This is a genomic window from Pseudovibrio sp. M1P-2-3, assembly GCF_031501865.1.
In the GTDB taxonomy this organism is placed as follows: Bacteria; Pseudomonadota; Alphaproteobacteria; order Rhizobiales; family Stappiaceae; genus Pseudovibrio; species Pseudovibrio corallicola.
This window is the reverse complement of record NZ_JARRCW010000001.1, coordinates 1,018,314-1,040,594: the sequence shown is the minus strand read 5'-3', so window position 1 is coordinate 1,040,594 and position 22,281 is coordinate 1,018,314. Positions and strand designations below refer to the sequence as shown.

24 protein-coding genes and 1 pseudogene are annotated in these 22,281 nt (G+C 51.8%); 4 read left to right on the top strand and 21 right to left on the bottom strand.

Going from position 1 to position 22,281, the window contains the following annotated elements:
• Positions 1–22: 22 nt before the first annotated feature.
• The 19 genes and pseudogenes from P6574_RS04735 to recA form a co-directional block, all read right to left on the bottom strand.
• Positions 23–418 (bottom strand): gas vesicle protein K, encoded by a 396-nt coding sequence (locus P6574_RS04735; RefSeq protein WP_310619237.1) that lies wholly within the window; start codon positions 416–418, stop codon positions 23–25.
• Positions 415–1,110 carry a GvpL/GvpF family gas vesicle protein gene (locus tag P6574_RS04730; RefSeq protein WP_310619236.1) on the bottom strand — a complete coding sequence of 232 codons (696 nt, stop codon included), beginning with the start codon at positions 1,108–1,110 and terminating at the stop codon, positions 415–417. The genes P6574_RS04735 and P6574_RS04730 overlap by 4 nt, the downstream gene beginning before the upstream one ends.
• A complete protein-coding gene (locus P6574_RS04725; protein WP_310619235.1) occupies positions 1,110–1,319 on the bottom strand; it encodes a gas vesicle protein in 210 nt (69 codons plus the stop codon). The genes P6574_RS04730 and P6574_RS04725 overlap by 1 nt, the downstream gene beginning before the upstream one ends.
• Positions 1,309–2,136, bottom strand: a complete 828-nt coding sequence (locus tag P6574_RS04720) for a GvpL/GvpF family gas vesicle protein (RefSeq protein ID WP_310619234.1) — start codon at positions 2,134–2,136, stop codon at positions 1,309–1,311. Before P6574_RS04720 ends, P6574_RS04725 begins: the two co-directional genes overlap by 11 nt.
• Positions 2,137–2,150: 14 nt before the next feature.
• A complete protein-coding gene (locus P6574_RS04715; RefSeq protein ID WP_310619233.1) occupies positions 2,151–3,149 on the bottom strand; it encodes a GvpL/GvpF family gas vesicle protein in 999 nt (332 codons plus the stop codon).
• On the bottom strand, positions 3,146–3,463 hold the full coding sequence (locus P6574_RS04710) for a gas vesicle protein (RefSeq protein ID WP_310619232.1): 318 nt from the start codon (positions 3,461–3,463) through the stop codon (positions 3,146–3,148). The genes P6574_RS04715 and P6574_RS04710 overlap by 4 nt, the downstream gene beginning before the upstream one ends.
• A 20-nt stretch (positions 3,464–3,483) precedes the next feature.
• Positions 3,484–3,762 (bottom strand): hypothetical protein, encoded by a 279-nt coding sequence (locus P6574_RS04705; protein ID WP_310619231.1) that lies wholly within the window; start codon positions 3,760–3,762, stop codon positions 3,484–3,486.
• A complete protein-coding gene (gene gvpO / locus P6574_RS04700; RefSeq protein WP_310619230.1) occupies positions 3,759–4,151 on the bottom strand; it encodes a gas vesicle protein GvpO in 393 nt (130 codons plus the stop codon). The genes P6574_RS04705 and gvpO overlap by 4 nt, the downstream gene beginning before the upstream one ends.
• Positions 4,138–4,392: a gas vesicle protein GvpG gene (locus P6574_RS04695; protein WP_310619229.1), complete on the bottom strand. Its 255-nt coding sequence runs from the start codon at positions 4,390–4,392 to the stop codon at positions 4,138–4,140. The genes gvpO and P6574_RS04695 overlap by 14 nt, the downstream gene beginning before the upstream one ends.
• Positions 4,389–5,171, bottom strand: a complete 783-nt coding sequence (locus P6574_RS04690; protein ID WP_310619228.1) for a GvpL/GvpF family gas vesicle protein — start codon at positions 5,169–5,171, stop codon at positions 4,389–4,391. Before P6574_RS04690 ends, P6574_RS04695 begins: the two co-directional genes overlap by 4 nt.
• 33 nt (positions 5,172–5,204) lie before the next feature.
• The gene (locus P6574_RS04685; RefSeq protein ID WP_310619227.1) at positions 5,205–5,759 is read right to left on the bottom strand and encodes an Hsp20/alpha crystallin family protein; all 555 of its coding nucleotides are present in this window, start codon (positions 5,757–5,759) and stop codon (positions 5,205–5,207) included.
• A 75-nt stretch (positions 5,760–5,834) separates the two neighbouring features.
• Positions 5,835–6,194 carry a hypothetical protein gene (locus tag P6574_RS04680; RefSeq protein ID WP_310619226.1) on the bottom strand — a complete coding sequence of 120 codons (360 nt, stop codon included), beginning with the start codon at positions 6,192–6,194 and terminating at the stop codon, positions 5,835–5,837.
• Positions 6,178–7,224 (bottom strand): gas vesicle protein GvpN, encoded by a 1,047-nt coding sequence (gvpN, locus tag P6574_RS04675; RefSeq protein WP_310619225.1) that lies wholly within the window; start codon positions 7,222–7,224, stop codon positions 6,178–6,180. The genes P6574_RS04680 and gvpN overlap by 17 nt, the downstream gene beginning before the upstream one ends.
• A 138-nt stretch (positions 7,225–7,362) precedes the next feature.
• Positions 7,363–7,827 carry a hypothetical protein gene (locus P6574_RS04670; protein ID WP_310619224.1) on the bottom strand — a complete coding sequence of 155 codons (465 nt, stop codon included), beginning with the start codon at positions 7,825–7,827 and terminating at the stop codon, positions 7,363–7,365.
• Between the two features lie 120 nt (positions 7,828–7,947).
• Positions 7,948–8,163 carry a gas vesicle structural protein GvpA gene (gene gvpA, locus P6574_RS04665; protein WP_310619223.1) on the bottom strand — a complete coding sequence of 72 codons (216 nt, stop codon included), beginning with the start codon at positions 8,161–8,163 and terminating at the stop codon, positions 7,948–7,950.
• 297 nt (positions 8,164–8,460) lie between these two features.
• On the bottom strand, positions 8,461–8,760 hold the full coding sequence (locus P6574_RS22055) for a cyclic nucleotide-binding domain-containing protein (protein WP_405048130.1): 300 nt from the start codon (positions 8,758–8,760) through the stop codon (positions 8,461–8,463).
• A gap of 192 nt (positions 8,761–8,952) precedes the next feature.
• A pseudogene (locus P6574_RS22050) lies at positions 8,953–9,516 on the bottom strand (ion transporter); the annotation flags it as partial.
• Positions 9,517–9,742: 226 nt separating this feature from the next.
• Positions 9,743–12,400, bottom strand: a complete 2,658-nt coding sequence (gene alaS / locus P6574_RS04655) for an alanine--tRNA ligase (RefSeq protein ID WP_310619221.1) — start codon at positions 12,398–12,400, stop codon at positions 9,743–9,745.
• A 389-nt stretch (positions 12,401–12,789) separates the two neighbouring features.
• On the bottom strand, positions 12,790–13,854 hold the full coding sequence (recA, locus tag P6574_RS04650; protein WP_310619220.1) for a recombinase RecA: 1,065 nt from the start codon (positions 13,852–13,854) through the stop codon (positions 12,790–12,792).
• A 315-nt stretch (positions 13,855–14,169) separates the two neighbouring features.
• Between recA and P6574_RS04645 the strand changes: the two genes are divergently transcribed.
• Positions 14,170–15,123, top strand: a complete 954-nt coding sequence (locus P6574_RS04645; RefSeq protein WP_310619219.1) for a carbohydrate kinase family protein — start codon at positions 14,170–14,172, stop codon at positions 15,121–15,123.
• Positions 15,124–15,141: 18 nt separating this feature from the next.
• Positions 15,142–16,056, top strand: a complete 915-nt coding sequence (locus tag P6574_RS04640; protein ID WP_310619218.1) for a pseudouridine-5'-phosphate glycosidase — start codon at positions 15,142–15,144, stop codon at positions 16,054–16,056.
• A gap of 101 nt (positions 16,057–16,157) precedes the next feature.
• Here the strand turns inward: P6574_RS04640 and P6574_RS04635 are convergent, their stop codons facing one another.
• The gene (locus tag P6574_RS04635; RefSeq protein WP_310619217.1) at positions 16,158–17,222 is read right to left on the bottom strand and encodes an NAD(P)H-dependent flavin oxidoreductase; all 1,065 of its coding nucleotides are present in this window, start codon (positions 17,220–17,222) and stop codon (positions 16,158–16,160) included.
• Between the two features lie 363 nt (positions 17,223–17,585).
• Here P6574_RS04635 and P6574_RS04630 point away from each other — a divergent pair, with 363 nt between their 5' ends.
• Positions 17,586–18,047, top strand: coding sequence for a hypothetical protein (locus P6574_RS04630; RefSeq protein ID WP_310619216.1), 462 nt, complete (start codon positions 17,586–17,588; stop codon positions 18,045–18,047).
• A gap of 68 nt (positions 18,048–18,115) precedes the next feature.
• Here the strand turns inward: P6574_RS04630 and cckA are convergent, their stop codons facing one another.
• Complete coding sequence (cckA, locus tag P6574_RS04625) at positions 18,116–20,683, bottom strand: cell cycle histidine kinase CckA (protein WP_310619215.1); 2,568 nt, start codon at positions 20,681–20,683, stop codon at positions 18,116–18,118.
• A 652-nt stretch (positions 20,684–21,335) separates the two neighbouring features.
• On the opposite strand from cckA, the gene P6574_RS04620 reads away from it, so the two are divergent.
• Entirely contained in the window at positions 21,336–22,262 is a 927-nt protein-coding gene (locus P6574_RS04620) for a flagellar biosynthetic protein FliO (protein WP_310619214.1), read from the top strand.
• The last annotated feature ends 19 nt before the right edge of the window (positions 22,263–22,281 follow it).

Here is a 22,281-nt window from a genome sequence, read left to right as displayed (position 1 = left end):
CGCTTTGTGGTTTGTTCCGCCGTTATGGCCTGTCTTCACCAAGAATTTCTTTCAAATCCCCCAAGGATCCGAGACGAAGGGTCAAATCCTCCTGCTCCAGACCAAAATGCTCCTTAAGCTCTTCCATGCGTTGTTCCAGCCGCATCAAGGTCAGGCCGAGGTGTTCAATCTCCTCATCCTTGAGCGAGCCGTTCTCCACCTTGCGGATGGCCTGCTTTTCCATCAACTGGCGCAGGGTCTCAATCAAAGCCAGAACCAAGCGGACAAGATCATCTGCCGCATTATTGGCATCTGTTTCCAAGCGGTTTTCTAACGGCCCAGAGTGCCCGGTGCGCGGCTGCGAGGGGCTAACCTGTTCACCGCCGCTCAACTGGTCTTCAGGGGTAAAGGTATCTGCTGTGCTTTGTGCGTTACTCATGTCCCCACCCCTAATGCGGACATGCTGCTGACAAAGGAATAAGGTGCCCAAGGCCCCGTGCAGCTTATTTTGACTTCCGGCGTTTCCATCTCCTTCATGGCGCAAGCAAAGGCGGACACCTCATTGCGGCCAATCAGGCAAGACACTTTGTAGGGCTCCCCTTCAGCTGAGGGTTCTTGCCAGAGGCTTTGGCGGCAACAGGCCTCCAGATGGGCTTTCAACGGACTGAGGGGATAGGCCTGCGCCAGCCTTTGCTCGCGCTGCTTGACCCGCGAGAGAAGATAGGATCGCCCAGATATATGGGGGGGAGCGAGCTCCCTTGGCAATTCTTCAACAATAGGCGAGTTCTTCAAGCTAACCCGCAAAGCCATTTCCACCGCACCGTTTAAACGGCGAAGATCGGCGTTCAACACCTGTGTGCGCTCCCCTATGAAAGAGGCCAGATGCGTGTCCTCGCAGATCATTCCAAAGCGCATGGGCAAAACGGCGTGGTGCTCCAGCAACTGCGAGAGAACTTGCTCATGGAGCCAGACCCTTTCGACAGAGGCTTCCAGAACCTCACCGGACGCCTTGCTGACAGCAACCCAAAGGCCGCCCTGAGGAAGCAAAGTAATTTCGCAGCCCTCATGCCCCGATATCTTCGAGGTATGCGCACTATAGGAATCGGTGATGGCATAGACATGCACCAGCATCACGGCAGCTCCGGCTCTTCAGGAGAAACACTTTGTTTCTTCTGTACGGTATCGACAGAGGCGACCAGCACCTGCAGGCCCACATGAACCAAATCTACTCCAGCCAGAGAAATGGTTGCCTCACCGCAAATCACAATCCCCTTGTGCAGGGCACGGTCCAGAAGATCAGAAATTGCCAGCTCACGGTGGTTCGCGCTTTCAAACGGCATGCTCATCTCCCGTTAGTTTGCCCGGCACAAAACTGTAGGCTGGCCACGGGCCTGTAGTTTTGAATGTCACTCCTTTGGCCGCATAGGCTTTTTTCAATCCCGCAATTGCCGCATGGAACTCTTCTTCACGGCTTCGCTCTACCAAAAAGGCATCATTTAAAATCAACTCAGAACCGGAGGAAGTTAAGGTGTTGCTCTGTATTTTGCTTGGACGGTGCGCTTTGGAGACCCGCTTTAAGCAGATAATGGTATCGCGCAGGAAATTGGCAATAGCATTCTCCCCCGCTTCACTCGTCATTTTCTCCAGTTTTCGTTGCAGGAAAAACTTCTTGCCATCACTGGCGTTTCTCAAAGTATTTTGGAAATTCTTGATCTCAATGCTGTGCTGGCGCACATCTTCGTTGACAAGGTCCCTCTCGCAATAGATCTTTACCCCCCATTCCGATGAGGTTTCAAAGTCTCGAATGGTTTTCAAGAAGCGGCCTTGCTGCTCAGTCAAAATACTACGTAGGGGGCCTTCACTGGTGAACACACTACCAAATCGTAGTGGCAACACAGCTGTGCTAGCAGCCGCTGCTTCCAGTACCCTGTGATGATGCAGGACCAAGGCTTCTGCTTGCGCGGGCTCCTCCAGCAACTGCGAGAAACTACTGCCCTGTGAAAACTGCAAGGTACTAATGAGCGCGCAGATCCCGCCTTCGCTCAGATAGCGCAGGGAACCGAATTCGGCAGCTCCCAACTTTACGGGATCAAGGAAACCATCCACATGATCGCAACTACGAATAATGCCAAACAGGTAGATAAGTGACTGTGTCAATATAGCCGCCTCCTCTATTCTGCTCCGCCAGGCACTCCAAGCTCTAGCCGACAAACCGAAACCTGAACGGGTCCGCCAGATTCTGTAAAGGCGCAGAGTGTCTTGTAGGCGTCCTGCAGCTCTGACATCTGGTCATTTTCCTGAGTAGTCGCACCGGTATCGGGGTGCATCTGTTTCGCAAGACGGTGGTAGGCTGCCCTCACTTCCGCGGAGATGGCACCCTCCGCCAAGCCAAGCACCCCATGCGCCCACAACACTTTTGAAGGGTCAAGGAAGTTCACTTCGACTGTTGCAAAGCTGAAAGGAGGAAGTGGGCCGACGCAGCGGAAATTCAAAGCCCCGCCCGTTACCGTATCCAACATTTCCAGACAAGTATCCAACTCACCCGTCCTGTCCTTGTCTATCAAAGTCGCGAGGTTGAGAACCATACGATCATCCATCAGTACATTACTGATGGTATCGAAAGAGACCCCGCGCAGGGCTTGAGACAGCTGCTCGGCGAGAGCCTCGCGGCGGGCATCTATAAGATCTTTGACGGCAACACCCAGCTCGACAGCGCCTAGGCCAGAACTTTTCAGGGCGGTCACTTCTGGCGATTGGGAAAGATCGGCCAGTACTTCCTCTAGATTCCACATCACGAGAACTTCGAATTGTGTTTTTCCCGCAAGTTGCTCAAACGCCCTCAGGAATTCCGGTGCGCCATTTTCCAAAACGCGCTCTATGCTTGCCCGATCTGGCGCGACGCTCCCAAACTTAACCGGTAAGATGGGCGTAACAGGCATAATTGCCTCTACCGTTTGCTGATGGGCAAGCAATTGCCGTGACAGATCCTGACGGTTAAGGCTGGCCATCTGGACATCTGCAGCCCTGCGGCAAATTGCGGTAAATGATTGCTGTGAAATCAGCTGCAGCTCTTGCGGCATGATCCGGCGTACGCCCTCAGCCGCGCTTTGCGGAATAACTGCATAAATGTATAGTGCTTCGCTAAAATCAGATGGCTCGGATTTGATCATCTCAGTTCCTGTCCTTCACTACGCGCAACAAGCTGTTCCAGATGCTCTATTCGCTCTTGCAGGCTTTTGTTTTCCTCTTCCATTTTCGCAGCTTTGGCAGATAGGTAAGGATCCGTTTCCCACCAGTTGATGCCCATTTCCCGCGCTTTGTCGACGGAGGCAATCAGCAAGCGCAAGCGAATGTTAAGCAGCTCAACTCCAACGAGAGAGACCGTCACATCTCCGGCAATAACAACGCCTTTGTCCAGCACACGGTCGAGAATATCGGCAAGCGTTTCCCCTTTAACCGAATGCTCCATGGATACATCTTGCATATGGCACTCTTTCCCTTCCCCTATTGCGACAACCGTGCCGCTTGCATCACTATCGCCGCTGTTTTTTGCCGCAATTGTGAAAACTGGCGGCACATGCTGCAATTGGGATTGCTGTGATCATAACTTTGACACTCAAGCAGCGGCTCCAATGCCTCTGTCAGTTGCTGTGCATGCTGCGCTTTTTGCTCTACCTTTGACGCTTGATTGAGCGCGGTGGTGAGCTGCTCTACATGGCGCTCCACGCCCAAGAAAATTCCGATGGGACAGTCAATCTGCGCACCTGAGCTGTCCAAGGTCATTCCATAGCCCCGACATCACCGCGATAAAACCGCCTGCCACGGCGATAACTGATGATGTCTCCGTTTGGATCAAGGTCGATCAAGTACTCCGCAAGCACATCTGTTGAAGAGGGAATGCGCTCAAGCTCAATCACAGTTGAAGTCAGGCTCCATCCGCCTTCGATCTGTTTAAATTCGGCAATACTGTCCACCGGATAGCCGGTGAGCTCCTTCAGCTGCAGTTTCGCGCCCGCTATTAACGAGACCGGCTTGGCAGAGGCCATAATGGGTTTTTCCTTAGCAGTTTTTCGTTTAACGCCATCCTTGAGCGACTTGGCAACAGTGGCGCCCACATGAGGTGGTATTTTGGAAAGGGAACTGAGCCTTTCAGTTTCGCTAGATTTCACCATTTGCTTTCATCTCCCGGATCTCTTTGAGCCGCCCTAACAGCTGCTCTTCCTGTTCTTCGTATTCCTCCAAACTAATTTCTTTCAGGTCCAGCATGAGCTCCAGTTCAGCCAGACTGCCGCGCACTTTGTCCTCATCATAAAGTTCTTTCTTGAGTTGATCATCAATGAGACGGGCAATCCCGACCAATCCACTCAACGGGCCAGACACCGGTGCACTCAGGACTTTTCCAAGGATACTCATGCTGACCCCTGCGCCTTCCAATCAACGACAATATTGACAAAATTATAGGGTGCGACGGGGCCTACGTATTTGAACATCAAGCGCGTCCCGAACTCCTCATCGAGTTTCTGGACTTCAAGGTCGACATCCTTTTCCTTGTCACGGTCCACGAGAAAGGCAGCATTAAGCACCATTCTCTCGCTGATAATCTTGTTGCTTCTGGTTTTTCGAACATGGGGGCGAATGCGGGACAAGATGGTTTCTTCGTCAACCCTGCGCTTCTCTGTCAGGGCTTTCTCAACGGCTTCGCCAAGCCGGATACGATCAAAATGGCTCTCTGTTGGGGACTTGCCTGCCAGAGAATCCCGTAGCTCACGGATACTCGGGTTTTCCTGAATCACTTCATCAAAAACCACATCCTTATACCAAAACGCCTTCAGGCCCAGTTCCACCCGCCCATGCATTTGTCCAAGTAACTGAGAGAACTCTTCATAGCGCCGTTCCAAAAGCCGCTCGCAAATGGAATCTGCCTCTGGGGCAATTGTGCCAAAGCGCACCGGAAGAAGGTCAAACTCTTCCATCGCCTCTTCGAGCACCAAAGTGTGCGCCATCATGTTGCGCCGGCTATTGTCGTACTCGACAACGGGAGAGTCACTCACCAACGCGGCAATGCGGCCCTTATTGATGGTGTAAACCGGATCGCTGCGCTCACCAATGCCACGCTCCTTAAACTCTCGTGCTTCCGGACAGTTGATAATAGCATAAAGATATTTGCCGTTTTCATGCTCCGTCGCACTCATATCGTTTCGTTCCTTTAGTTCCCGCGGTACGGGCTATTTGGCTTTGTTCACGCGTAATTCCAGCACACCGTTGTTGTAGGACTGCTTAAGGGTTTTGGATTTCACCTTGGAAGGTAGCTCAATTTCCTTTACGTATTGCCGTCCTCCAGAGGTTTTTATTGTGAGCTGATCCCCCTTGAAGGTGGTGGTGATATCTGCTTTTTTTACGCCCGGTAACTCGGCGGTTATGACAAACTCATCCCCTTCATCAAACACATCAACAAGCGGCTCGCGGACGTCGTTCACTTCCACGCCGTCATCGCTTGAATAAACATTGCCAAACGGTTCGACTTTTGCGCTCTGGCCACCCAGACCTGAGCGAATGCTGAAGCCGTAAACGCCCTTTGCCTGATCGCCCAATCCTTTGACCTTAAACTCACCCTGACCGGATTTTTGCTTTTCACCAGCTTCTGCAAGCTTACCGACCAGATCGATCATATTGCCAAGGCCCTTGAACAATCCGCCAAAGTCCATATCAACCGCGCCCTCGCCAAACCTGACGCCCTTGTCCGCTGATCCGCTTTGGTCTGTTGTCTTTTTCTTCGTCATTGCAAGCTTTCCTTCTTGAGCGGTGGAGTTGGCTTTATGCGGATCTGTCTTTCTCAACCCATTCCAGCCGGTGCATCAGTAATCGAGATGAAAACTGTGCGATGGCGGACGAGCCTTTCCCGCCGCCTCTGTACTGGCTTGTGGCCGATGCTGTGCCTTTGCTTTGCGGGCAGCTGGTACCTTGACCGGTTGCTCCATAATGAGTTGTTGCAGATCATCAATCTGGGTGCGGACCTTGGTGAGCTTTTCTTCGGTAGCCTTCACGCGCATGGTCCACATTTCACATTCACGTTCCAGCCGGGCGCGTTCGTTCTCCAGTTGCGAAAAACGGCTCACAAGGTGGTGACGCTCTCCTGAAAGGCACTCACGGTTCAGCGTTTGCAAGGTTGAAACATTGCGCAGAGCACTTTGCAGTTTTTTATTCGCCTTGGGCATGGGGGCCGTCCTTTCGCAATACCTTCATCTCAGCGGGTTTGGATTTGCTTTTCCTGCCACCGGACTTTGGTTTGGAAGTGGTTGGTGGTAACGGCGGGCAGTGGTGCTGAATAAGGCTGGTCAGAAGTTTTTGCTGTTGCAGGCGTTTATCATCGGCCCGCCCGATAAAGACCGATTTGGCACCCAAGACATCGAGACAAATCTGCACGAAGTACGGGTCATCTATGGTGGGACTGATGTTTTCCTGCGCGGCCACTTTGCAAATGGTGATGCTGGCCCGCAAAGTGGGGGTTTGATCATATTCGCCTGTTTCACGAAAATCACGCACCATACCCACAATCTGTGAGACTTTAGAACGCTCAAGGCCAGAGCGGGCAGCGGCCACACTCACTTCCAGATCCAGATCGGCATGCCCCACATCAATGGTGACAATACGGTCGCCTAAAGCATCTTGGGATTCATGAACCCCCGCATACTCCTGCGGATTGCTGGTGAAGATTGCACGAAAATCTGGATGGACTTTGATATAAGGTTCGTCCTGATTTTGTGCGGGCAAGACCAAAAGCCCCTCTTCCAAGACACCCAGCAGGACATTGTTGGCTTCTGCCCGAGAGCGGGTGAACTCGTCATAGATAAGAGTGTATCCTTCGCGGCAGGCTGTGGTCAGCCTATGGTCGGCCCACCGTTTGTCTGCGGCAACTTCAACCTTTTTGACCGAGTGAATGTAGCGGTCCACCACCTGACGGTAACTATACCCGTGCTCTGCCCCGACCAGATTGGAGGTCACCATCTCCTCATCACCGGTAATCATCACCGCCGGGCGGCTTAGTAGGGATGCTGTATGCAAAGCAAGAGTGGTTTTTCCTGTTCCAGCAGGCCCGCGAAAGTGGACGGAGTATCCTGCTCTGAGATAGGCAAGAGCTCGCTTGGTTAGGGATTTCACACTTTCGGTTTCAACGAAATCTGCCCGAGCCTGCGGCGTCAAAGTTGTAACGCCCTGAAAATGGTTTGATCCCAAAACTGCCGACATATTGATTGTACCTCTCGCCCGATCTTAAATTTTTGAAGTCGTATGGTGGTCTAGGTAGAGTCTGCGGCCCGCCATAGGGCGGACCGGTTTTCGTAGTTTATTTCTACTTTTCGCTATGCTCACAAAGAGCATGGAGAACTACTTTTTAGGCTTTGTCTGAGCTCTTGTTTTCTTGGAAGCGCTCTTCTTCGGGGTTTCAGCACCACCAGTATGATTAGGTTGTACGGTTGCCTGCCAGGCTTTTCTGGCCCCCAAACGGTCTGCCTTCAAGCCGCCTATCATTGAGGAAACCTGAACATCCAAAATAGATCTGAAATCTTGCAGTTCCTTGCGCTTTTCACTTGCGTTTTTCTTCTGCTCTTTTTGGATCTGAGATATGGATTGCGCAGTATTCTTTCGGATCATTTCGACTTCCCCGAAAATTCCTCCAAGGTCCGCCGAGATTGATGATTGAAGACTACTCATCGCCGCTTGTCTATCCTTGCGGTCTTTTTGAGACTTCTTCTTCCTATTTGGCTTTATCGCTGCAACATCTTGTAGGCGCTGCGCTCTTGTTGCGATGATGCCTTCGGCCAACTGGGCCATCTGATCGGTTAAACTCATTGTGCTACCTCACACCTTTGATCATCGGGGAGGTCATCGGGGAGACCCTATCCCCTTACTTGCTTGTAGGGTTAGACCGGCCCCGTTTCCGAAGCCGGCCTGGACAACAAGCCCCGGCAGTTAGGCTGCGGTTTGCTCGCCAGCTGTCAGGCCAACAGCTTCGGCATACTTCAGATAAGTGTCGACACTTGCTACAACAACGCGTGCTTCGATTGCCAGCAATTCAATGCCAACCAAAGAGACACGTGCCCATGCATCAACGACAATACCCTTATCCAAAATCCGGTCTATAACTTCTGCAAGACTGCTAGATGCGTTCATTTTTTCAATTGCCATGGAGTTTCTCCGTGGTTGAGGGGTTATTCTTGTTTTATGCAGCTACAGGTTAGCAGAATAAATTCCAAGCAACATCCAATAATAGGTAAGAATTCTGATATTCCATTCAACTGGTTAGGCAATTGCTTATAGATAAAATCATGCAACAATTTTATAAAAGCTTTCCTTCATAACGATTTATATGAATATCAATTAACATATACAAATTTCTACATATAAATAATAATAATTAATCTTAGCATCATGACCATACATTCATTTATTAATTAAAATTACTTCGATAGATATCCAAAAATACTATTTTTCATTCCGACTTTTCTCACGCCGGAACTCCTGACGCGCTTTGTAGATAATTTTCTTGGCGACTTTGGGCTTTCGGTCCATAAACCGGCGCAGGTCTTCCAGTTGCAGGACCAGAAGCTGCACAGTTCCCTCCGCCTCTGCCACAATCCTTGTCGGCTTCTGGCTTTCCACAAGAGGGAGGTTTCCAAAGAAGTCCCCTGTTCCCAAGGTACACTCCTTTCCATTAATGGTGGCGATGACACGGCCTGAGACAATGAAGAACAACCTGTCATCAACTTGTGAGAGATCTTGCATCCGATGACCTTCACGTATGGTGCGGGCATGAAGCAGCAGGCATAGGTCCGCAACCTCACTCGGTGACAATTTTTGGAACAGGGGAACTTCTGCCACCATGCTCCAGCTCACGACAAAGTCCCGGCTGTTAATCTCTCTCACAAAAGCAGTGCCCACAATGCCCACGGGTAACGCAAACAGGCAGTACCCCAGAAGCATGACAAGGCTTGCAATAACTTTGCCCAGTGGAGTTATGGGAATGACATCCCCGTAACCAACAGTGGTCAAAGTAGAAAAGGCCCACCACATGGCAGCGGGAATAGAGCCCAGCGCGTCCGGCTGCGCATCCCTTTCCGTGAGATACATAAAGGTTGCAGCTGTCAGGATGGTTCCTAAAATCACCAGAAGGCTGGCCCCTATCGCCTTGCGCTCCACCAGAACTGCGGAGAGGAGTGAGCGCAGGGCGGGGGAATAGCGGGCGAATTTGAAAAACCTTAGGAGCCGCAGGACAACAAAGGCTTTCAAGGACTCTTCATCCAATATAAGCGAGAGCAGAAATGGCAGAACCGCCAGAAAATCGATGATTGCAATTGGTTGAAGCGCATAATCAAGTCGCGCCCTCCAAGGGGAGAGCTGCCTGAGCGGCGGGTACAGGTCAGAAACCCATAGGCGCAATGCATATTCACTCAGGAAAATGATACTGGCGACAATACTGAACCAGACAATAAACGTCTGGTGGTCTTTGAAAAAACTCTGCTTAGTGGCAAGCACCGTCATCGCCACAGTCAAACTAATCAGACTGATCAGAACAATATCAACAATGCGGGCACTGCGATTATTCGCTGTTCCCGAATCCAAAGCGCGAAAGACTTTTAACTTTACCGTCTGCAGCATGCCTCAGCTCATCCACCAAACCTTCCCGAAACTAGCAGAGTAAGGTGAGGTGACAATTAAGAGCAGACAATAAAAAAGGGAGGGTTTCCCCTCCCCCTTATTTTTTCAATTAAAGAGCTGCCAAGTGTTCGCCGATGGCGTCCAGAGCCTCATTAGCTTTGGAGCCGTCGGTGCCGCCGGCCTGTGCCATGTCTGGACGTCCGCCGCCGCCGCGCCCGCCAAGGGCTGCAGAGCCGATGCGCACCAGATCAACAGCAGTGACTTTGTCGGTGAGGTCGGAAGTGACACCCACGACGATGGAGGCTTTGCCCTCTTCCGCCACATTGATCAATGTAACAATTCCGCTGCCAAGAGCTGTCTTGCCTTCATCTGCCAGACCTTTCAGGTCTTTTGGATTGATGCCTTCCACCACGCGGGCCATGTATTTGAAGCTGCCTGCATCGCGCACGGTGTTTTCTGCGGAGCCACCGCCGCTCATGGCCAGCTTTTTCTTGGCTTCGGCCAGCTCACGCTCAAGTTTCTTGCGCTCGTCCAGCAAGGCACTTACACGGGCTGGAACGTCTGCCGCGCTTGTCTTCAAGATACCTGCAGTCTCACGCATGCGGGCATCTTGTTCCGCCAGATACTCGCGGGCTGCCTGACCGGTGAGCGCTTCAACACGGCGCACACCTGCTGCAACGGCCCCCTCGGAGACGATTGTCACCAGTCCGATATCACCGGTGCGCTGCACATGAGTACCGCCACAAAGCTCCACTGAGTAAGTTTTACCAGCTTTTTCGCCCTCAACGGCGGTGCCCATGGACACCACGCGCACTTCGTCGCCATATTTTTCGCCAAATAAGGCCATGGCACCGGATTCGATGGCATCATCAACGGCCATCAAGCGGGTTTCCACTGGGCTGTTTTGCAAAACCATGGTGTTGGCAAGCGCTTCAATACGCACCGCTTCTTCATCTGCCACCGGCTTTGGATGGGAGAAGTCAAAACGCAGGCGCTCTTGTGATACCATTGAGCCTTTCTGGGCCACATGGGTGCCAAGAACTTCACGCAGAGCCTCATGAACAAGGTGTGTGGCGGAGTGGTTGGAACGAATGGCGGTACGCCGTGTGCTATCCACTTCCAGCTCCAGCGCCAGATCAGCTTTTACGCTTCCCTCAACCACTTCCACCTGATGGACAAACAAGCCATCAGCTTTCTTCAAGGTATCCAGAACCTGAAGCTTGATCCCATCGGCAAACATGATGCCGGTATCGCCAACCTGACCACCGGATTCGCCGTAGAACGGTGTCTGGTTCACAATCACAAAACCAGAATCGCCCGCATTCAGGCTGTCGACTTCTTCGCCGTCTTTGACGAGGCCAAGAACAACACCTTCAACTTTTTCGGTTTCATAACCAAGGAACTCGGTGGCACCCAGCTTTTCTTTCAAGGCAAACCAGACAGCATCGGTTGCCGCTTCACCGGAACCGGACCATGCAGCACGGGCATCGGCGCGCTGGCGCTCCATTGCGCTTTCAAAGCTATCGGTATCCACGGTGATCTCACGGCTGCGCAGAGCGTCTTGCGTCAGATCCAGCGGGAAGCCGTAGGTGTCGTAGAGTTTAAACGCTGTCTCGCCGTCCAGCCTATCCCCTTTACCGAACGTGGCTGTGGCATCTTCCAAAAGACCTAGACCGCGCTCAAGTGTTTTAATGAAGCGCTTTTCTTCCAGCTGCAATGTTTCGGTGATCAAAGGCTCGGCGCGAACCAGTTCAGGGTAAGCCTGCCCCATTTCACGTACCAGAGTTGGCACCATTTTAAAGATCAGCGGGTCACGGGCACCCAGCAGGTTCGCATGGCGCATGGCGCGGCGCATGATCCGGCGCAGCACATAGCCACGGCCTTCGTTGGATGGCAGAACTCCATCTGCAATCAAAAACGCTGTGGAGCGCAGATGATCTGCAATCACCCGGTGGCTTGCCAGAGCTTTGCCCTCTGCATCCACGCCCGTCAGGTTTTCTGAGGAACCGATCAACGCCCGGAACAGATCAATCTCGTAGTTGTTGTGCAAACCTTGCAAAATTGCTGCAAAGCGCTCCAGACCCATTCCCGTATCAATGGAGGGATGCGGCAGGTCCACACGCTTATCGGCGAGCTGCTCATATTGCATGAATACGAGGTTCCAGATCTCGATAAACCGGTCCCCATCTTCCTCGGGAGAACCTGGAGGGCCGCCCCAAACCTTTTCACCGTGGTCATAGAAAATTTCAGAGCACGGACCGCAAGGCCCTGTGTCGCCCATGGACCAGAAGTTGTCGGAGGTGGCGATGCGGATGATCTTGTCATCGCTCAAACCACCGATTTTCTTCCACAGATCAAAAGCTTCCTGATCCTCGGAATACACGGTGACAAGGAGCTTTTCCGCAGGAATTCCGTATTCCTTCGTCAAAAGCTTCCAAGCAAGCTCGATGGCATCTGCCTTGAAATAGTCTCCGAAGGAGAAGTTGCCCAGCATTTCAAAGAAGGTGTGGTGGCGGGCCGTGTAGCCCACATTGTCCAGATCGTTATGCTTGCCACCTGCACGCACGCACTTCTGGGAGGAAGTGGCGCGTACATAGTCGCGCTTTTCCAGACCCGTAAATACGTTTTTAAATGGTACCATACCCGCATTGGTGAACATCAACGTAGGGTCATTACGAGGCACTAAGGGGCTAGACTGCACGACCTCATGGCCGTTTTTCTTAAAGTAGTCGAGAAATGTCGACCGGATTTCGTTCACACCGCTCATAAGTTCAGCTGTCCGTCTTGTTCTATTTTACCACGAAGTAAAAATGGCTTCGGGGCATGAAGTCTTACTCTTGGCCTACCCAAGTTCATTAAATAGTTATCCGGTGTTTTATCGATGAAGACTGCGACTGTCCATGTGTTTGGACAGGGAACCGTTTAAAACTACTCCGAACCGGTAAATTTCTGTAGGCTTTACAGGTTTTAGCGGCGCGATACACAGCAAAAACACTCCTGCACATTTTAAGGGAAGGCTGCGTGCCATTCCAGCCACACACGCGCATACAAAAAGGGCCAGTCCTTTACGGGCTGGCCCCTTCACATAAAACTCAGTGCATGAGAGCTTAAGAGCGTCGAAGGAGCCTTATTCAGCCCCAAGCCATGAAGGACGCGCTATTCGCTTTCCTGCCCTTTTTCCGGATCAGCGATCACTTCAGCAATCAACCCCGCATTCTGGCGGATTGCCAGTTCAATTTCATCGGCGATCTCAGGGTTTTCTTTCAAGAAGTTCTTGGAGTTCTCACGGCCCTGCCCAAGGCGCTGGCTGTTGTAGGAGAACCAGGCACCGGATTTATCCACGATACCGCCTTTAACGCCCAGATCCAGCAACTCACCATTCTTGGAGATGCCTTCACCATAAATGATATCGAACTCAACCTGCTTGAAAGGAGGCGCCATCTTGTTCTTCACCACCTTCACGCGGGTCTGGTTGCCCACGATCTCGTCCTTGTCCTTGATGGAACCGATGCGGCGAATATCCAGACGCACGGAAGCATAGAACTTGAGAGCGTTACCGCCTGTTGTGGTTTCTGGCGATCCAAACATGACACCGATCTTCATACGGATCTGGTTGATGAAGATCACCATGGTGTTGGACTTGGAAATAGATGCGGTCAGCTTGCGAAGGGCCTGACTCATCAAACGCGCCTGAAGACCTGGCAGGCTATCGCCCATTTCGCCTTCCAGCTCCGCTTTTGGTGTCAAGGCAGCAACGGAATCGATGACCAGAACATCAATGGCACCGGAGCGCACCAGCGTATCAGCAATTTCCAGAGCCTGCTCCCCAGCATCGGGCTGCGAAATAAGCAGGTCATCGATATTTACACCCAGCTTGCGGGCGTAGATGGGATCAAGCGCGTGTTCGGCATCTATGAAGGCGCAAATGCCGCCTTCCTTTTGGGCCTCGGCAACAGTGTGCAGGGCCAGCGTTGTTTTACCGGAAGATTCAGGACCGTAAACTTCAACGATACGCCCCTTTGGCAAACCGCCTATGCCCAAGCCGATATCCAGCCCCAGCGAGCCGGTTGAAACGGATTGAATCTCCACCGCCTGCCCTTGGCCCATACGCATAATAGAGCCCTTACCGAAGGCTCGCTCGATTTGTGAAAGCGCTGCATCCAGTGCTTTAGTTTTGTCCATCATATTGCTCTCAACAAGGCGGAGTGAAGTTTGTGACATTGTATACCTGTTCCTTATTCCACGATGGACGGGCAGATTCAAAGCTTCCCTTTTGTACGCTTTTTGTTCCCATTTTTCAACACACTATAACCCATTGTATTTATGCCTTAAAATTCAATATGTTCTCCAATTGTTCCATGTGCGTAACTTAAAGATATTCACAGGCACCTATTTGGGGATGATTCTGAAACCTCCAGTTTTCGCGGGTTTTCGCCGCATGGTTAACCCATTCCTATCGCCCACGCTTCTTTACGCATTGCCACAAGTGCCCTGCCCTGATACGAAAAACCCTTGTAATGTGAGTAGTGAGCTAGAATGACCACAACTTCCCGCCCGATCGCCGTTTTCGGTGCCATTCATGCAGACCGCGTCGCCCATGCTTTCCAATTGATTGCCAAGGATACATCCACGCCGGGAAAAATTTCCCTGTGCGCAGGAGGCGTTGGCACCAACATCGCCCTGGCCCTTGCCCGGCTGGACCTCTCCCCCGCCATCGTTGGCTGTGTGGGAGATGACGCCGATGGGCGGTGGATCTCCGATTTCTTGGGGGAACGTGGCGTTCTCACCCAGTGTATTCAGCGGATTGAAGGTGCTCGAACGGGAAGTTATCTGGCCCTGCACAATCCTGCTGGCGACCTTTTTGCAGCTATTTCAGACAGCGAAATTACAGCCAAAGTGGCCTTGCCAACCAAAGAGCTTTGGCCCGCGCCGCTGGAAAACTCTGAAATCTGGTTTTGTGAAACCAATCTGGAGCCCCAGCTGTTGCAAATCATTGCCGAACAGAAGGGACACAGAAAACTGGCGGCGGATACGGTGTCCATTGCCAAGGCGGGCAGGCTGCGTCCAATCCTTTCACAAATCGACTGCCTGTTCACCAACCGGCACGAAGCTGCCGCCCTTCTGGAGACAAGAACTGAGCAGCCAACCAAAGACATGGCCAAGGCCTTGATAGACTTGGGCTGCAAGCTGGTGAGCATTACCGATGGACCGCAGGCACTCACTGTTGCAAAGGGCAGCGCACTGCACTCCCTGCCCGTGACACGGCGTGAAACAGTGGACGTGACCGGAGCGGGTGATGCGTTTATCGCCGGATTTTTGCGGGCCCAGTGGCAAGGCAAGCCCACGCTGGACTGCGCCTATGATGGACTGGCCGCCTCCTCCATCACCATTGAGGCAACAGGCGCGGCCCCTGCCACACTCACAGTGGCCGCCATGGACAAACGCTGCAAGGAACTGCAGTTGAAACAGGATAACCACCCCCAACCATAAGCAGAAAATACGGGATAGATGACAATGAAAATTTATCACTCCAAAGAAGTGGAAGAGGCGCTCAAAACCGGCGCTCCTGTTGTTGCTCTGGAATCCACCATCATTACCCACGGCATGCCCTACCCGCAAAACGTGGAAACCGCCCGTGAAGTGGAAGCGATTATTCGCGAAAACGGTGCTATTCCGGCAACAATCGCTGTGCTCGAAGGCAAGCTGCACGTTGGACTTGAAGATGCCGAGCTGGTTGAGCTGGCCCAAGCCAAAGACGTGATGAAGTGCTCGCGGGCAGACTTGAGCATTGCAATTGCCATGGGGCGCAACGGCTCCACCACTGTCGCCGCCACCATGATGGCAGCCTATGCTGCTGGCGTAAAAATTTTCGCAACGGGCGGCATTGGCGGTGTGCACCGCGGCGCTGAAACCACCTTTGATATTTCTGCAGACCTTGAAGAACTTGCAAGAACCCCTGTTTGTGTTGTTTCTGCTGGTGCCAAAGCACTGCTTGATATTCCAAAGACTTTGGAAGTTCTGGAAACACGCGGCGTTCCTGTCATCACCTATCAAGCTGACACAGTCCCTGCATTCTGGTCTCGCGACAGCGGATTGAAAGCACCTTACCGGCTGGACAGCCCCGAAGACATCGCCAAAGTTCTCAAGGCACGCGAGGAGTTCAGTAGTCAAGGTGGCTCCTTGATCACCAACCCTGTTCCTGCCGGTGATGAAATACCCGTTTCCGAAATGTCCGAGTTTATTACTGCTTCCATTGAGGAAGCAAACAAGCAGGGTATTACGGCCAAAGATGTGACACCATTTGTACTGGGCCACCTTTTCGAAATCACCAAAGGGCGTAGCTTGAAAACCAACATTGCGCTTGTGAAGAACAACGCAAAACTCGCAGCTCAATTGGCTGTTCAGTTGGCAAAGCAAAACTGACCTGAAGACAGAAGGAGGCCTTTATGGCTTCCTTCATTTTTGCAGGGGCATGGGTGAACCTCAGACAACACTCCGCTTCCCCCCTACCTTCAAAGCACACCTTATGTGTCTTTGATCTCTGATTTTAGAGTTTCCATCAGTCTCTCGGCTGGCATCGCCCTAGTGAGGGGGGCTCCCTGCCCTGCCCAATGGGCCGCGAATCCGTAGTTTCCTTTCGCAGTAGCCGCAGCATTCAAAGCTTTCCCAGCGTGATATGCAATGGGATAATCAGGGACAACCTCGTTTGCGACGGTTTGCCCCCAACGTGAAACTTTGTTCAGCACGCACCGTGCGGGACGGCCAGAAATTACGCGCGTCATCACAGTGTGGTAGGCCCCTTCTCCATTAAGGGCCGCAAGATATTCATCATTGGCATTGCTTTCATCGCAAGCAACAAAGGCCGTCCCCAATTGAGCGGCAATTGCACCTAAACCCAAAGCAGCGCTAATGCCCTCCCCATCCATAATTCCGCCTGCGGCAATAACCGGGATCTGTAGTTTTTTAACCAGAAGATGTGTCAGCGGAAACACGCCATACTCATCATCGGGAGCGTTTTCATCAAAGCAACCACGATGCCCACCTGCTTCCCAGCCTTGCGCGATCACGGCATCCATACCAGCGTCTTGCGCCTGCAGCGCTTCGCTCAAATTTGTAACACTGGCCAACAAGGTGCTGCCCTGTGCCTTTAAAATTGAGATCTGGTCCCGATCAGGCAGGCCGAAATGGAAACTTATAACCGGACATTTCTCTTCGACAAGCACATCGAACATCGGCTTATTGCTCAAAAAACTCTCGTAGATTTTCTTAAGCTCACTCGGCCTTTCAGCATCATACTCTGAAAACATCGGGGAGATGCGATCCAACCAGGCGCTTTCTTTAACCGGGTCCCGTAAAGGCGTCCTATTGCAGAAAAAGTTCAAGTTAAAAGGCTTAGTGGTCAGAGCCCTTGTCTTTTGAATCATTGAACGAGCCGTCTCAGCCGATGCTGCCCCAAGTCCCAAAGAGCCAAGCCCCCCACAGTTGGAGACAGCTGCGGCAAGCTCCGAGTTTGAGATACCGGCCATGGGTGCTTGAATAATGGGGGACGAAATTCCCAGTTTCTGTAAGAATTCATAGCTTTTACTCATTTGGAGCGCTCCGCCTATAAACTACTTGAATTTCTTTCATAGCTCAGAGCATAGAACTATCACTACTCTTAATTCCCCAAAACCGGATAAAAAGACTCCTAAGCTTAAGTTAGGCCTCTCATGCCTTCCGGGGCGCATACTCAAACCAAAACACTGCCGGTTACGCGGTCAGCGTACCTGCTAAAGCCCCCACATCACCTTCAAATCGTAATTTAGAAAATCTAAATGAATGGTTTTATCCATACTCTGGATTCTTCCAGTGAAAGCCTTTATACCGATCCATTGATTGTTTTTTCGCAACCAGAACTGTTGGCGGTGACAAACCGCACCTGACTAGAACCTAAAAGATATTAAGGTTTACCTATGCGCAGACTTATTGCAATTGGCTTGGCTCTTGTTGCTGCTGGCTGTCAACCCAGTACACGATCCAGCTTTTCTGTCATCAGACCACAGGCAGGTTCCCAAACAATAGAGGTCAGGGCCTCTCCTGAAAAAGTGCGTGAAACCCTTGTGAGCAGCGCAACAAAACGGGGTTCCTACATTATTCAGGATGACCCCAACATGGTTATTATTGAAAATGCCATGCGCAAAGCCAATCCGGTTCTCGATGAGGAATTTGGACCATCGGAAGTGGGTGAGCGGGTTATCCGTGTTCGGGTTCGATTCTCCGGTACGCGCTGTGACACAACCGTGGTGCAGGATCTGGCCTTGATCAATGATTCCAGAACTCCGGGAGAGCGTTCCTTCCGTCTGCCCGGTGACAGCAATACCTTGAGAAGCCTGCAGCGCTTGAAAGCAAACTCTGAAAAGGGCAGTGGCTGCTAAAGCCATACACTTGAAAACCTGATCTGGAGCATATTCCGCGCTTGTTCTTGGCCGGATACGTTCCAGATTTATCTATCAGCTTTTTCCAGTTGCCCTTGATCCAGAACCTCTTTCACAGTGACAGCCAGCTGCTTGAGGGAGAAAGGCTTTGGCAAAAACGTAAACTGCTCTCCCTCCGGCAAATTCTTTTCAAATGCCTCCTGCGCATAGCCTGAAACAAATATTATTTTCAGGCTGGGACACGTTTTGCGCAGCTCGATCAAGAGGGACGGTCCATCCATCTCCGGCATAACAACATCGGATACCACGAGATCCACCGAGATATCCGTATCCTCCAAAAGCTCCAGAGCTTCCGTACCGGACCCTGCCTCATACACTTTATAGCCCCGCGAGCTTAAGGCCCGCGCTGCAAAGGCGCGCACGGCTTCTTCGTCCTCTACCAGCAAGATGCTGGCGGACCCCGTCAAGTCAGTCAATGGCGGGGACTTGACCTTATTTTCCGGTTCCTCGGATTTTTCCTCGCTCAAATGGCGGGGCAGGAAGATATTGAAAGTGGCTCCCTTGCCCACTTCACTTTGACAAAAAATAAACCCGCCTGTCTGCTTGATAATGCCGTAAACCGTTGAAAGGCCGAGCCCCGTCCCCTTGCCAACATCCTTGGTAGAAAAGAATGGATCAAAGATTTTGGAAATCACACTAGCAGGCATTCCTTGTCCGCAATCTTTTACCTCAATCAAAACATATTCGCTTGCTGGCATTCCCCGCGTATTTTCAAAGCTCTCACAGTCTTTCCGCTCCACGTTTCGGGTGCGGATACTCAACGTTCCCCCATCCGGCATGGCATCACGCGCATTCACGGCAAGGTTCACAATCACTTGCTCAAGTTGGTTCACATCCGCCATAACCGGCCACAGGTCGCGCCCATGAACTACTTTCAGTTCGACCTTCTCACCAAGCAAGCGGTCCAGAAGGATTGTGAGCTCCTGCAACACATGGGAGAGCTCCAACTCCTTGGGGCGTAGGGTCTGCCGCCTTGAGAAGGCCAGTAGCTGGCGCACGAGACCAGCGGCACGATTGGCATTTTGCTTAATGTTCATAATGTCCTGAAACGCTGGATCTGTTGGCCGGTGGCTGGCCAGAAGCAGGTCTGAAAACCCGATAATAGCCGTGAGGACATTATTGAAATCATGGGCAACTCCGCCCGCCAGCTGCCCGACAGCCTGCATCTTCTGACTTTGGGCAAATTGCACTTCCAATGTTTTTTGCTGGGTTGTTTCCAGGACATAAACCATTGAGGTGCCTTCGTCGGCCTCCGTATCAAGTACTCCTGACACATAAAAGGTGCCGGAGCGCTCTTCCCCGCCAATGCCCAGCGTCAAGTCGAGAGGTTGTATATTGCTGTGCCCCTTCCCTGCACTTTCCAGAGCCGCCAGCAGGTCCTTTCTCCCCCCCTCTTGAACAAGATCAGCCAGCTGACTTCTGTTCACGGCAGAATCGCTTGTGCCGAACAACTTGGCAAAAGGTGCATTGGTGCGCTCAATTCTCCCCTTGCTGTCCACGGATGCAATTGCCATGGGAGCACTGTTGAAAAACCTAGAAAATCGCACTTCCGCCGCCCGAAGAGCCTCGGCACTTTCCTCGCCTTTCGAACGGTTAAGAACCAATGTCCGGCTTTCTCCAGGCTGCCCCTTGCTCCCGAATGTGACCCGGTGAAGCAGGCGAACGGGAAGTACTATTCCCTTGCGCGTGACAAGGTCTACATCAAAACTACCGGTTTTGACTTCCCCCTCGCCCCCTGCCATGGACAGAATAAGAGAGGCACCATCCCCACGAACGATATCCGAGAGCTTAAGCTTTCCCGCCTCAAACGCTGTCAGATCATGCCCCAGCCATTCTGCGAGAGTGGCATTAAGATAGACCAGTTTCCCAAGAGGGTCGCAGGACATAAAGCCGGAGGGGGCGTGATCGAGAAAATTTATGGCCCGTTGCAGTTCGCGAAAAGACGTTTCCTGATCCAGCCTATCCTTTGAAATGTCTGAAACATGCCAGATAACCAAGCCGCTTTTGCTTTCAACGCCGGCCTCATTATGGATTGGCTGTACTTTGATCCGGTACCAGCAACTCTTTCCCTCCGGCTGGTTCAACGGGTGTTTAAGGCGGATTTCCGCCTGTGATTTTCTGCCTTCGCTGATGTCTCGGCAGAGTTGGTAAATAGCCTGATTAGCTTCCGGTTCATTGGCAAAGGCCCGCTCCACTGAACGGGCCTTGGACATTTGCTCAGCACCAGTTAGCTGCAAATAGGTGGTGTTGGCAAAGTGAACGTGGCCTTGAGGGTCTGTTATTACCGCGCCTTCATCTATCGAATTCCAATAGGCTTGGGCAAAGGGCATCTCCTGAGCTGGCAGTGACAGCCTGAGATAGCCAAGGGCATAGGCAAACAAGGCCAGAAGCCCCAAGCAAGAGAGTACCGCCAACAGGCCAAGGATATACCCCTGCACCAGTCCTTCTCCCGCAAAGGCAATGGCCAATACGGCGCTAAGCAGCAGCCCTCCAAGGAACACAAGCGCTGTTGTACTGCCCGGCTTTGCCAGCGGCTGCACACGCTGTTGAAGTGCGTGCAAATCAACTCTCGTCATCAGATAGTGTCCCCAACGGCTCCGCGGTTCTGATTCGTTTTTCTATTGTAGTCTGTCTTATGCCCATCAAAATCACTATTTCCCCACCCAAGGATCATTCCTTTCGCTGCCTGAGTTCATTCGGGCAGGCGCAGCTCCGATCTAGGGACTCTGCATACAAGGGGATACGCTCTTTGGAGCAGCCATTCCGCCTGCGACTTTTTGTCTAGGCCTGTGAACTATCGTTAATACTTGGAGGCCATTTTTTCTTATCCAAAGCTCCCCATTAATGAAATAAAAAGTTAAAATTCAACTATTTGAAGAAACCTAATCGCGAGTTATTAGTAAAATAAACCCTCAAATTCCCAGATGCCTATGGTTTTTACCTGTATTGCATTTGATGGGAAGACACGACTGAGTGGGGCGGAGCAAACTGTTTAGAAACTTGCTTACTGCGAACGGGCAAGCTTGGGAAAAGGAAGTCGCTCCAATAAGCTGCTCATAGGTCGCACCTTACATATTACATATTGGCTTTATCTGATCACAATATATATTGGTGCAATTAAACTTAATTTGAATTTGGTGGTATTCCCCTCGGGCACTTCAGGCACTTGGGATTGCGTGTTGCTATAGTGAGGACAGAATGCAGGAATGGCTAATCTCGACACTGAACATGTCACCGAAGGCAGCCTTTGTAACTATAGTCTTTGTTACAGTTGCTTTTGTGTTCGGGTTGGCTGCTATCACCGTGCCACTCTTGAGACGCCTGGCACGCACCACTTATCGGGGCTCTAGAAATCGCCAACCACGAATCGCCATCATGGATGCGGCCGATGTGGACAATCGCAGGCGTTTGCTTCTGATCCGCCGGGATAATGTGGAGCATCTCATTTTGGTGGGCGGCCATAATGATGTGGTCGTGGAACAAAATATCATCAGAGGTGTTCCTGTCTCCAGTGGTCTTGGTCGGCGCTCGCCCCTTCACGATGTCTCGAACCAGCAAGATGGAAGCTATGAGCAGGCCCCAAAGGCAGCTGACGAGGGAGCCATTGCAGCCTCCTCTTTATCACCTGCTGCAAGCACAAATGCTAACACACACCAAGGCTTGGGAGAGCACCGTCCCTATACACCTCCCAAGGCAATGGAGCCGCGAACTGCTTCCGCGCCCTTAGCCAAGCCTGAGGCTTTGAAAAGTGTAAGTCCTGCTGCGCAGAATAAACCAATTCCGAGCGCCGGTGTCTCAAAACCTCCTCAAAAGGCTTTGGACAAACAACCTCCGGTCAGAGCACGCGCGCCCATTAAAAGTGCCTTAACACCGCCGCTCTCTTCTTTGACAAACAAAGCCACCGCACCAGTTGGCAAAGCTGCAGACACAACCAAGGCAACTACCGCCAATCCCTTTTTAGGAAAAACAAGCGCTGCTCTGCCCAATGCCCCGCACCATAATGCTATTGCAAGGTCTCAAACCAAAGAAAGTCCTAAACTGCAAACTACCGGTAAGGACACGGGCACCGCCCGAAAAGCTCCCCCAGAAAAAGTCATTGAAAAGAAAGTTCCGAATAAGACTGTGGGAGCGGCTCTCCAAAAGGAAACAGCCTAGAGCGTATAGCCGAAAAGTG